Origin of the sequence: Streptomyces sp. NPDC048002 (assembly GCF_040653275.1) — a bacterium.
In the GTDB taxonomy this organism is placed as follows: Bacteria; Actinomycetota; Actinomycetes; order Streptomycetales; family Streptomycetaceae; genus Streptomyces.
This window is the reverse complement of record NZ_JBEZNL010000024.1, coordinates 16,932-27,304: the sequence shown is the minus strand read 5'-3', so window position 1 is coordinate 27,304 and position 10,373 is coordinate 16,932. Positions and strand designations below refer to the sequence as shown.

The 10,373-nt window shown below is 72.9% G+C and carries 12 protein-coding genes and 2 pseudogenes; 8 read left to right on the top strand and 6 right to left on the bottom strand.

Annotation, left to right across the window (positions count from 1 at the left end; translation table 11 throughout):
- Positions 1–62 precede the first annotated feature (62 nt).
- Entirely contained in the window at positions 63–1,163 is a 1,101-nt protein-coding gene (locus AB0E07_RS26050; RefSeq protein WP_362256824.1) for a CapA family protein, read from the bottom strand.
- Between the two features lie 81 nt (positions 1,164–1,244).
- Here AB0E07_RS26050 and AB0E07_RS26045 point away from each other — a divergent pair.
- Positions 1,245–1,911: pseudogene (locus AB0E07_RS26045) on the top strand (alpha/beta family hydrolase).
- Positions 1,912–2,102: 191 nt separating this feature from the next.
- Here AB0E07_RS26045 and AB0E07_RS26040 read toward each other — a convergent pair.
- Entirely contained in the window at positions 2,103–2,390 is a 288-nt protein-coding gene (locus AB0E07_RS26040; protein WP_362256820.1) for a metal-sensitive transcriptional regulator, read from the bottom strand.
- A 96-nt stretch (positions 2,391–2,486) separates the two neighbouring features.
- On the opposite strand from AB0E07_RS26040, the gene AB0E07_RS26035 reads away from it, so the two are divergent.
- On the top strand, positions 2,487–2,927 hold the full coding sequence (locus tag AB0E07_RS26035) for an RpiB/LacA/LacB family sugar-phosphate isomerase (RefSeq protein WP_362256817.1): 441 nt from the start codon (positions 2,487–2,489) through the stop codon (positions 2,925–2,927).
- Between the two features lie 97 nt (positions 2,928–3,024).
- On the opposite strand, the gene paaK is transcribed toward AB0E07_RS26035, so the two are convergent.
- Both paaK and paaI read right to left on the bottom strand, forming a co-directional pair.
- The gene (gene paaK, locus AB0E07_RS26030; protein WP_362256814.1) at positions 3,025–4,338 is read right to left on the bottom strand and encodes a phenylacetate--CoA ligase PaaK; all 1,314 of its coding nucleotides are present in this window, start codon (positions 4,336–4,338) and stop codon (positions 3,025–3,027) included.
- A complete protein-coding gene (gene paaI, locus AB0E07_RS26025; RefSeq protein ID WP_362256811.1) occupies positions 4,335–4,772 on the bottom strand; it encodes a hydroxyphenylacetyl-CoA thioesterase PaaI in 438 nt (145 codons plus the stop codon). Before paaI ends, paaK begins: the two co-directional genes overlap by 4 nt.
- A gap of 200 nt (positions 4,773–4,972) precedes the next feature.
- On the opposite strand from paaI, the gene paaA reads away from it, so the two are divergent.
- The 5 genes from paaA to paaE are packed head-to-tail and all read left to right on the top strand — an operon-like array spanning position 4,973 to position 8,672.
- On the top strand, positions 4,973–5,941 hold the full coding sequence (paaA, locus tag AB0E07_RS26020) for a 1,2-phenylacetyl-CoA epoxidase subunit PaaA (RefSeq protein ID WP_362256808.1): 969 nt from the start codon (positions 4,973–4,975) through the stop codon (positions 5,939–5,941).
- Positions 5,938–6,228 carry a 1,2-phenylacetyl-CoA epoxidase subunit PaaB gene (gene paaB / locus AB0E07_RS26015; RefSeq protein WP_362256805.1) on the top strand — a complete coding sequence of 97 codons (291 nt, stop codon included), beginning with the start codon at positions 5,938–5,940 and terminating at the stop codon, positions 6,226–6,228. The genes paaA and paaB overlap by 4 nt, the downstream gene beginning before the upstream one ends.
- Positions 6,229–6,237: 9 nt before the next feature.
- Complete coding sequence (gene paaC, locus AB0E07_RS26010; protein ID WP_362256802.1) at positions 6,238–7,065, top strand: 1,2-phenylacetyl-CoA epoxidase subunit PaaC; 828 nt, start codon at positions 6,238–6,240, stop codon at positions 7,063–7,065.
- Entirely contained in the window at positions 7,059–7,565 is a 507-nt protein-coding gene (gene paaD / locus AB0E07_RS26005) for a 1,2-phenylacetyl-CoA epoxidase subunit PaaD (RefSeq protein WP_362256799.1), read from the top strand. The genes paaC and paaD overlap by 7 nt, the downstream gene beginning before the upstream one ends.
- Positions 7,566–8,672: a 1,2-phenylacetyl-CoA epoxidase subunit PaaE gene (paaE, locus tag AB0E07_RS26000; RefSeq protein ID WP_362256796.1), complete on the top strand. Its 1,107-nt coding sequence runs from the start codon at positions 7,566–7,568 to the stop codon at positions 8,670–8,672.
- Positions 8,673–8,758: 86 nt separating this feature from the next.
- Here paaE and AB0E07_RS25995 read toward each other — a convergent pair.
- Together AB0E07_RS25995 and AB0E07_RS25990 are read right to left on the bottom strand one after the other, a co-directional pair.
- Positions 8,759–9,091, bottom strand: a pseudogene (locus AB0E07_RS25995) (hypothetical protein); the annotation flags it as partial.
- A gap of 87 nt (positions 9,092–9,178) precedes the next feature.
- Complete coding sequence (locus AB0E07_RS25990) at positions 9,179–9,574, bottom strand: DUF5997 family protein (RefSeq protein WP_362256793.1); 396 nt, start codon at positions 9,572–9,574, stop codon at positions 9,179–9,181.
- Positions 9,575–9,631: 57 nt separating this feature from the next.
- Between AB0E07_RS25990 and AB0E07_RS25985 the strand changes: the two genes are divergently transcribed.
- Positions 9,632–10,372, top strand: coding sequence for a LysR family substrate-binding domain-containing protein (locus tag AB0E07_RS25985; RefSeq protein ID WP_362256790.1), 741 nt, complete (start codon positions 9,632–9,634; stop codon positions 10,370–10,372).
- Position 10,373 lies beyond the last annotated feature (1 nt).

Genomic DNA, 10,373 nt, shown 5'->3' with positions numbered 1-10,373 from the left:
CAACGCCCCCGCCAGGCCGCTGAACTGGGCGGTAACCGCTCACCCACCGCTCGGTGAACTCCTCAGCGCAGGGTCAGTGAACCGTCGTCGGCCGGGACCGCGCGCACCCCGTCGCTGATCCGCTCGACGGTCGCCCGCAGCCACTCCCGGTCCGCCTCCCGGGCCCCCTCCAGACGCATCCGCCGGGCTGCGAGCGGCACCATGCGCAGCCCCGCCAGCCGGCCGTCGTCCGCCGTCAGCGAGGCGAGGAACATCAGCCGCAGGTCGTCCCGGTACCGCTGGAACCCCGGGATGCCCTCGTAGTCGTCGACGAAGTCGCCGCAGCCGTACAGGACCAGGCGTCCGCGGTACACCTCCACCGGGCGCGGATGGTGCGAGGAGTGACCGTGCACCAGGGCGACGCCACCGTCCACCAGAGCGTGCGCGAAGGCGACTTGGTTCCCGGGCACGCCGTACCCCCAGTTGGAGCCCCAGTGCACCGACACGACCACGAGGTCGCCGGGCAGCCGGTGACGGCGGATCCGCTCCAGCACGGCGCGGGCGGCGGCGGGAGTCGGCGCGGGCAGGTAGGCCACGCCGGGGTCGCCACCGGTCGCGGCCCAGGACGGGGGGACGCCGCTGGACCGCATGCCCAGGGCGAAGACCAGCACCCGGCGGCCGCCGTCCAGGGGGACCACGGCCGGCGCGTACGCCTCGTCCGCGTCCCGTCCCGCGCCCGCCGTCCGCAGCCCCGCGCGCGTGAGCGAGCCCAAGGTCTGCGTCAGACCGGAGCGGCCGAAGTCCAGGACGTGGTTGTTGGCCAGGACGCACACGTCGGGCCGGGCCACCTCCAGGGCGGGAAGGTTGGCCGGATGCATCCGGTAGTGGATGTCCTTGCCGGGCGCGAAGGTGCCGCCGACGGTGACCGACGTCTCCAGGTTCACGATCCGCACGTCCGGCTCGGTCGCCCGGAGCACGCCCAGCGCCTCGCCCCACGGCCAGGACGGCCGCACCGGGGCCGGAACGGGGCCGTGCACCGACTCCGCGAGGCGCACGTAGTCCCGGGCGTCCGTCACGTACGGCTCGCGCAGGACCGGGTCACCGGGGTGCGCGAGGATCTGGTCGACGCCACGCCCGAGCATCACGTCGCCGCACAGGAACAGCGTCACGACAGAGCCGTCCACCTCTCCACGATAGGCCGATTGGGCCGCGGGATCGGAGAAACCCGGAAGGGGACCGGCCGATCGTGGAGGCGGGCGATGACGATGATCTCCGAACCGGTCGTGGTGCCCGCGGGCCCGGACACCGCACTGGCGGGCGACCTGTCCGTACCGGAGGCCGCGCGGGCCGTGGTGCTCTTCGCGCACGGCAGCGGCAGCTCCCGGCACAGCCCCCGCAACCGCCGGGTGGCCGCCGTGCTGCGCACCGCCGCGCTCGGCACCCTGCTGATGGACCTGCTCACCGAGCGGGAGGAGCGGCGGGACGCGCTGACCAGCGAGCACCGGTTCGACATCCCGCTGCTCGGCACGCGGCTGGTCGCGGCGATCGACTGGCTCACCGGCCGGGAGGACACCCGGGAGCTGCCCGTCGCCCTGTTCGGCGCCAGCACCGGGGCGGGCGGGCGCGGCCCTGGTGGCCGCCGCCGAGCGGCCCGCGCGCGTACTGACGGTGGTCTCCCGGGGCGGGCGGCCCGACCTGGCCGAGGACGCCCTGGAGGACGTACGCGCGCCCGTGCTGCTGATCGTGGGCGGACGGGACCGGGAGGTGCTGCGGCTGAACGAGGAGGCGGCCCGGCGCCTGCGGGTGCCCTGCGAGCTGTACGTCGTCCCGGGGGCCACCCACCTGTTCGAGGAGCCCGGCGCGCTGGACGAGGTCGCCGAAGCGGCCCGGCGCTGGTGCGCGGAACGGGCCGACGCGACCGCCGACGAGTGACTGGAGCCGGGTGCCCGGGGTGTAGCCCACGCGTCACCGGAGCCCGGTGCCCGACGCGACCGCCGACGAGTGACCGGAGCCCGGTGCCCGACGCGCCCCCCACGCCCGACCGGAGCCCGACGCGACCGCTCACGCCTCACCGGAGCCCAGGGGCCCACGCGTGACCGGAGCCAGGCGGGCGGGCCGAGCCGTCAGGCCAGCGACAGGAAGAGCTTCTCCAGGCGGGCGCGCATCTGCTCGGCGTCCTCGCCCGTGCTGCGGCCCGACTCCATGTCGGCCACGCAGCGCTGCAGACCCGTCGCGATGATCGCGAACCCGGCCCGGTCGAGGGCGCGCGACGCGGCGGCGAGCTGCGTCACGACCTCCTCGCAGTCCCGGCCCTCCTCGATCATCCGGATCACCCCCGAGATCTGCCCCTGCGCCCGGCGCAGCCGGTTCAGTACGGACTTGAGCTCGGCACCCGCCAGGTCCAGTTCCACGATCACCCCTCCGGAAATACCCCGAGGGGTACTCTACGTCCCGATTCGGGGCGGCGTCGAACGTGCGGCGAACAGGCGGCGAGTAGGCTCCGGGCCATGCGGATCTCCGTCTCCTCCGACATGGACGAACCCGTCGCCCGCCTGCTCCTCGCGGAGCTGGAGCGACGAGGTCACGAGGTCGTCCCCCACGGGGCGCTGCGCGAGGGCGACGACCCCCGGTGGGCGGTCTGCTCCGAGGCCGCCGCCCGCGAGGTCGCCGACGGAACGGCCGACCAGGCGGTGGTCTGCTGCTGGACCGGCACCGGAGCCTCCATCGCCGCCAACAAGGTGCGCGGAGTCCGGGCGGCGCTCTGCGCGGACGGCTACACGGCGGACGGCGCCCGTCGCTGGAACGACGCCAACGTGCTCGCCCTCAGCCTCCGGCTGACCTCCGGTCCGCTGCTGACGGAGATCCTCGACGCCTGGTTCGCCGCGAAGGCCGGACAGGACGCCGAGGACCGGGCGAACGTGGCCCACCTCGGGCGTATCGAGAGCTGACCCGCATCAAAGGCTGACCCGCGTCGAGGGCCGACCCGGGGTCAGGGCCGACCCCGCGGCGGAACCGGCCCGTCGCCTACGCCTCCCGCGCCTACGCCTACGCCTCCCGCAGGTCCTTGACCCGCTTGATCTTGCCCACCGAGCGTTCCAGGGTCTCCGGTTCGACGACGTCCACCTCGACGCTGACGCCCACGCCGTCCTTCACGCCCTGCGCGATGAGCCGCGCGGCCGCCCGCCGCTGCTCGGAATCCGCGTCGGGGCGCGCCTCCACCCGTACGGTCATGTGGTCCATGCGGCCGCGCCGGGTGAGCCGGATCTGGAAGTGCGGGGCCACGGCCGGGGTGCGCAGCACGATCTCCTCGATCTGCGTGGGGAAGACGTTCACCCCGCGCAGGATCAGCATGTCGTCGCAGCGACCGGTGACCTTCCGCATCCGGCGGAAGGCGGGGCGGGCGGTGCCCGGCAGCAGCCGGGTCAGGTCCCGGGTGCGGTACCGGATGATCGGCAGGGCCTCCTTGGTGAGCGAGGTGAACACGATCTCGCCCTCCTCGCCCTCGGCCATGACCTCGTCGGTGACCGGGTCGACGACCTCCGGGTAGAAGTGGTCCTCCCAGATGTGGAGCCCGTCCTTGGTCTCCACGCACTCCTGCGCCACACCGGGGCCGATCACCTCGGAGAGCCCGTATATGTCCACGGCGTGGATCCCGGCGCGCTCCTCGATCTCCCGGCGCATCTCCTCGGTCCACGGCTCGGCGCCGAAGATGCCGACCTGCAGGGAGGACGCGCGCGGGTCGACGCCCTGCTTCTCGAACTCGTCGAGCAGGGTGAGCATGTAGGACGGGGTGACCATGATGATCTCGGGCCGGAAGTCCTGGATGATCTGCACCTGCCGGGCCGTCATACCGCCCGAGGCGGGGATCACCGTGCAGCCCGCCCGCTCGGCGCCGTAGTGGGCGCCGAGTCCGCCGGTGAACAGGCCGTAGCCGTAGGAGATGTGGACCTTGTGGCCGGGGCGGCCGCCGGCCGCCCGGATCGAGCGGGCCACCACGTCCGACCAGGTCGAGATGTCGTTCTCGGTGTAGCCGACGACCGTGGGGCGTCCCGTGGTGCCGCTGGAGGCGTGCACCCGCCGCACCTCGGACATGGGCACGGCGAACATGCCGAAGGGGTAGGTGTCCCGGAGGTCGGCCTTGGTGGTGAAGGGGAACCGGGCGAGGTCCGCGAGCGAGCGGCAGTCCTCGGGGGCGACCCCGGCCGCGTCGAACTTCCGGCGGTACAGCTCCACATGGTCGTAGGCGTGCCGCAGGGTCGACCGCAGCCGTTCGAGCTGGAGCTCCGCGAGCTCCTCCCGGCTCAGTCGTTCGGCGTCGTCCCGCAGGTCGTGGGGGAGGGGTTCGCCCGGCTTGCTCATCGCGACTCCTTCGGCGCCCGGGTGGGGGTCCGGTCGATGCTGCGGCTGCGTCCGCGGAACTCCGCGACGACCTCGTCGCCGCGCCGGACGCTCACGTCGTAGATACCACTGCGGCCGTACCGGGTCCGCTCGTCCGCGCGGGCCACGAGTACGTCGCCCTCGTGCGCCGCGGCGACGAAGGTGATGTCGGCGCCCGCCGCGACCGTCACCGGGCCGTGGCTGTTGCACGCGCAGGCGAAGGCGGTGTCGGCGAGCAGGAAGACGTAGCCGCCGTGGGCGATGCCGTGGCCGTTCACCATCGCGCCGGTCACGGTCATGCGGAGCACGGCCGTGCCCTCGCCGTGCTCCAGCAGTTCGATCCCGAGCCCCCGGGACGCCTCGTCCGCGGCGAACATCGCCCGTGCGGGCGATGCCGTGTCGGAGGTCTGTGTCACCGTCTCCACCGCCTCACTGCCCAACCGACCATTCGGTCTGCGTTCCGCACCGCCAAACAACCAGCCCGGCCCGCGGCCTGTCAAGGGTGGTTCCGGGGTTCACCGGGGAAGCGCCGTTGAACGGCGTACGGGTCTTGCCGGGGACGGGAAAACGCGTCACACTGATACCGAACGAATGGTCGGTTGGGAAGCTGGTGCTGATGACCACGACACACCTCGCCGAGGACTCGCCCCCGGACGCGCTCCAGGAGCACTTCGACGCGACGATCGCGCGCGACCACCGCATCGAGCCGCGCGACTGGATGCCCGAGGCGTACCGGAAGACGCTGGTCCGGCAGATCGCGCAGCATGCCCACTCGGAGATCATCGGCATGCAGCCCGAGGGCGAGTGGATCACCCGTGCGCCGTCCCTGCGCCGTAAGGCCATCCTCTTCGCCAAGGTCCAGGACGAGGCCGGACACGGGCTCTACCTGTACTCGGCCGCCGAGACCCTCGGCGCGGACCGCGCGGACCTCACCGACCGGCTGATCGAGGGCCGCCAGAAGTACTCGTCGATCTTCAACTACCCGACGCTGAGCTTCGCCGACGTCGGCGTGATCGGCTGGTTCGTCGACGGCGCCGCGATCTGCAACCAGGTCCCGCTCTGCCGCAGCTCCTACGGCCCGTACGCGCGCGCCATGGTGCGGATCTGCAAGGAGGAGTCGTTCCACCAGCGGCAGGGCTACGAGCTGCTGATGACGATGATGCGCGGCACCGACGCCCAGCGGGAGATGGTGCAGGACGCCGTGAACCGCTGGTGGTGGCCGTCCCTGATGATGTTCGGCCCGCCCGACGACGCCTCGCCCAATTCGGCGCAGTCGATGGCCTGGAAGATCAAGCGGCACAGCAACGACGAACTGCGGCAGCGCTTCGTCGACATGACCGTCCCGCAGGCGGAGAAGCTCGGCGTCACCCTGCCCGACCCGGACCTGAGGTGGAACGCCGAGCGCGGCGCGCACGACTTCGGCACCCCCGACTGGGACGAGCTGATGCGGGTCATCAAGGGCGGCGGCCCCTGCAACGCCCAGCGGACACAACGGCGCAGAAGCGCCCACGAGGACGGCGCCTGGGTGCGCGAGGCGGCCACCGCCCACGCGGCCAAGCGGGCCCGGAAGGAACCGACGGCATGAGCGACCCCCGGACCTGGCCGCTGTACGAGGTGTTCGTGCGCGGCAAGCGCGGACTGAACCACGTCCACGTCGGATCGCTGCACGCGGCCGACGACGCGATGGCCCTGACCCACGCCCGCGACCTCTACACCCGGCGCAACGAGGGCGTGTCGATCTGGGTGGTGCGCTCGGAGCACATCGCCGCCTCGACCCGCGACGAGAAGGACCCCTTCTTCGCCCCCAGCGCCGACAAGGTCTACCGCCACCCGACGTTCTACGACATCCCCGACGATGTCCCGCACATTTAGGAGCCGGGGATGAGTGAGGACCACGTCTACATGACCCTCGCCGAGGGCCACGAGGACGACACCCGCTGGGCCTACGGCACCGGCTTCGAGGACCCCCTGCACGGCGTCGACACCACCGTCCCCGACGGCGTGGACGCCACCGAACTCGCCGCGACCTGCGTCGCGCTCGCCGACGACGCGCTGATCGGCGCCCAGCGCCTCGCCGAGTGGATCACCCGCGCACCCGAGCTGGAGGAGGAGGTCGCGCTCGCCAACATCGGCCTCGACCTGCTCGGCCAAGCCCGGCTGCTGTACTCCCGGGCCGGCCAGGTGGACGGCACCGGCCGTGACGAGGACGCCTACGCCTACCTCCGCGACCCCGCCGACTTCCGCAACGTACGCCTGGCCGAACTGCCCAACGGGGACTTCGCGTTCACCGTGGTCCGGCTGCTGGTGCTGTCCAGCTGGCGCCTCGCCCAGTTCGAGCGGCTGGCCGCCCACCCCGACCCGGTGCTCTCCGCCGTCGCCGCCAAGGGCGTGAAGGAACTGACCTACCACCGGCAGTACGCGGCCGAGTGGGCGGTGCGCCTGGGCGACGGCACCGAGGAGTCGCACCGCCGGATGCGCAGGGCCGTCGAGCAGGCCGCGCCCTACCTGGGTGAGCTGTTCACCGCCTGCGACGTCCGGACCGAGGTCGTGGAGGTGCTGCGCCAGGTCACCGAGGAGGCCGGACTGCCGATGCCGGTGTACCGGCCGTGCCCCGGCTCCGGCCGCGACGGCGAGCACACCGAGCATCTCGCCCCGCTGCTCACCGAGTTGCAGAGCGTGGCCCGCGCCCTTCCGGGGGCGACATGGTGACCCTCGCGCTCGACGCGGAGCACGCCCGGCGCGTCGCCGAGCAGGTGCCGGACCCCGAGCTGCCCATGCTGACCCTCGCCGATCTGGGGGTGCTGCGCGCGGTGACCCTCGCCGAGGACGGCACGGTCGTCGCCGAACTCACCCCGACCTACTCCGGCTGCCCCGCCATGGCGGAGATGCGCGCCGACGTCGCCGCCCGGCTGAGGGACGCCGGATACAAGCGCGTGGAGATCCGCACGGTGCTGAACCCGCCGTGGACCAGCGACTGGATCACCCCGGAGGGCCGGCGCAGGCTCACCGAGCACGGCATCGCCCCGCCCGCCGCCGCGCCCCGCGGCCCGGTGCCGCTCACCCTGTCGCCCACCCGCCGCACGGTGGCCTGCCCGCGCTGCGGCTCGGCCGAGACCGAGGAGACCTCCCGGTTCGCCGCCACCTCCTGCAAGGCGCTCTGGCGCTGCCGCGCCTGCCGTGAGCCCTTCGAGTACGTCAAGGAGATCTAGATGGCCCCGACCGCCCCCGCCGAGGCCGTGAAGCCGCGCCCGCGCCGCCGTCCGGTCTTCCACGAGCTGCGGGTCGCCGCGGTGCGGCCGCTCTGCGAGGACGCCGCGGCCGTCGGCTTCGAGATCCCGCCCGAGCTGGCCGAGGAGTTCGCCTTCGCGCCCGGTCAGTCCCTGACCCTGCGGCGCGAGATCGACGGCCGCGACGAGCGCCGCTCGTACTCGATCTGCACACCCGTCGGTTCGGCCCCCCGCATCGGTGTGCGGGTGGTGCCCGGCGGCCTGTTCTCCGCCTGGCTGGTCAACGAGGTGCGCCCCGGGGACACCGTCGAGGTGATGGCCCCCACCGGCACCTTCACGCCCGACCTGACCACCCCCGCCCATCACGTGCTGATCGCCGCGGGCTCCGGCATCACGCCCATGCTGTCCATCGCCGAGTCCGTCCTGGCCGCCGACTCCCGCTCCACGGTCACCCTCTTCTACGGCAACCGCCGCACCGGCACGGTGATGTTCGCCGACGAACTCGCCGACCTCAAGGACCTCTACCCGAGCCGCTTCCAGCTCGCCCACGTCCTCTCCCGCGAACCCCGGGAGGCCGAGGTGCTCTCCGGGCGCCTCGACGCCGAACGGCTCGCGGCGCTCGTCGACGGCCTGGTCGACGTGCGGACCGCCGACCACTGGTGGCTGTGCGGCCCGCACGGCATGGTCCGCGACGCCCAGCGCGTCCTCGACGGGCTCGGCGTCCCCGCCGACCGCGTCCACCAGGAGCTGTTCTACGCCGACGACGAACCGGTGCGCGAGGTCCGGCACACGGAGACCGGGCCCACCGGCCCCGTCAGCCAGGTCACCGTCGTCCTCGACGGCCGCACCACCACCGCCGCCCTCCCGAGGGAACGGACCGTCCTCGACGGCGCCCAACTCTCCCGCCCCGACCTGCCGTTCGCCTGCAAGGGCGGCGTCTGCGGCACCTGCCGCGCACTGGTGACCGACGGCAAGGCCGAGATGCGCCGCAACTTCGCCCTGGAGAAGTCCGAGGTGGAGGCGGGCTACGTCCTCACCTGCCAGTCGTACCCGGTCTCCGAGACGCTGACGGTGGACTACGACAGCTGATCGCGGCCACGGAAAAGGCTCCGGCCGCCCCGCGTTCAGGCGGGGCGGCCGGAGCCTTCGTCAAGGGCGAGGAGGCCGGGGCATACGGACTCGTCGGCGAGCGCCCGCAGGACGCAGTCCCGCCAGAAGTACTCCGTGTCGGGGACGTCGGCCGGGAAGTCGACGAAGTAGGCGTTGTGCCGGACGTGGTCGCCGACCGATTCACGGACCGTCGCCGGCGTGCGCACGGCCGTGTCCACGACCGTCTCCCGCGACAGCCCCGAGAGACGCTCCAGCAGTCCGGCGGAGAGCTTGAAGCCGACCGCCATCAGTGCCGCGTCCAACTGGCGTGCGGCGACGGCCCCTTCGCCGGTGGTGCCGACGGGGGAGGGGACACGGCGGGTGTGGCGGACGACCAGCGATTCCAGGCTGCGCGACATGCCCAGGATGATCCCAGGGTCGTACGCCTGTACGTATTCGGGTTTCGGGGGCGCTTCCCGCGTCCCCGCCGCGTCCGCCGGGGCGGGTCAGGAGTCCTGCTTGGCCGCCTGCTCGGCGTGCTTCTGCTTGATACGGGCCGACTCCTTGCGGACCTCGGCCTGCGTGGCGCGCTCCTTCGTCAGCCACTCGGGCTGCTCCTGCTTCAGCGCCTCGATCTGCTCGGTGGTGAGCGGCTCGGTCACGGCGCCCCGAGCGAGCCCCGCGATGGACACGCCAAGCTTCGCCGCGACCACCGGACGGGGGTGCGGGCCGGTGCGCCGCAGCTCGCTCAGCCACTGGGGCGGGTCCGCCTGGAGCGCGTTCAGCTCGGCACGCGAGACGACACCCTCCCGGAACTCCGCGGGGGTGGCTTCGAGGTACACACCCAGCTTCTTGGCGGCGGTGGCCGGCTTCATCGTCTGGGAGTTTTGGTGCGACGTCATGGCTCCAGGGTATCCACTGGCCGAACCCCCGCCGACCACGGCCGGTAACCTGGCCCGGTGACAGGCTCGCAAGCACCCCAGACCTTCCGGCTCGCCTACGTTCCGGGAGTGACACCCGCGAAATGGGTGCGGATCTGGAACGAGCGCTACCCGGACACGCCACTGGAACTCCTCTCCGTCACCGCGGCCGAGGCCCCCGGGCTGCTGCGGGAAGGGGGCGCCGACGCCGGGTTCGTCCGGCTGCCCGTCGACCGGACGTTCTTCAGCGCGATCCCCCTCTACACCGAGACCACCGTGGTCGTGGTACCCAAGGACCACGCCGTGGCCGCGGTGGAGGAGGTGACCGCCGAGGACCTCGCCGACGAGGTGCTCTTCCATCCGCTGGACGACGTGATCGGCTGGGACCGGCCGCCGGGGCAGCCCGGCTTCGAGCGCCCCGCCACCACCGCGGACGCCGTCGAACTGGTCGCCGCCAACGTCGGCCTGCTCGTCGTGCCCCAGTCGCTGGCCCGGCTCCACCACCGCAAGGACCTCACCTACCGCACCCTGGTGGACGCGCCCCAGTCGGGCATCGCCCTGTCCTGGCCGGAGGAGGCGACGACGGACCTGGTCGAGGACTTCATCGGCGTCGTGCGCGGCCGGACCGTCAACAGCACCCGGGGCCGCACGGCCCCCCAGGCACAGGCCCCGGAACAGCCCCGGCGCAAGCGTCCCGAGGCCGCCTCCCAGCGCCGCAAGCCCGCCCCGGCGAAGAAGGCGGCGCCGGGCCGCCGGGGCAAGCCGCGCCGGAAGTCCTGAG

What these genes read in the sequence shown, in the direction of transcription:
- paaA (WP_362256808.1), top strand. Translation starts at nt 4,973, where the DNA reads ATGACCACGACACACCTCGCCGAGGACTCGCCCCCGGACGCGCTCCAG.
- AB0E07_RS25990 (WP_362256793.1), bottom strand. Translation starts at nt 9,574, where the DNA reads ATGACGTCGCACCAAAACTCCCAGACGATGAAGCCGGCCACCGCCGCC.
- paaD (WP_362256799.1), top strand. Translation starts at nt 7,059, where the DNA reads ATGGTGACCCTCGCGCTCGACGCGGAGCACGCCCGGCGCGTCGCCGAG.
- paaE (WP_362256796.1), top strand. Translation starts at nt 7,566, where the DNA reads ATGGCCCCGACCGCCCCCGCCGAGGCCGTGAAGCCGCGCCCGCGCCGC.
- paaB (WP_362256805.1), top strand. Translation starts at nt 5,938, where the DNA reads ATGAGCGACCCCCGGACCTGGCCGCTGTACGAGGTGTTCGTGCGCGGC.
- AB0E07_RS26035 (WP_362256817.1), top strand. Translation starts at nt 2,487, where the DNA reads ATGCGGATCTCCGTCTCCTCCGACATGGACGAACCCGTCGCCCGCCTG.
- paaC (WP_362256802.1), top strand. Translation starts at nt 6,238, where the DNA reads ATGAGTGAGGACCACGTCTACATGACCCTCGCCGAGGGCCACGAGGAC.
- paaK (WP_362256814.1), bottom strand. Translation starts at nt 4,338, where the DNA reads ATGAGCAAGCCGGGCGAACCCCTCCCCCACGACCTGCGGGACGACGCC.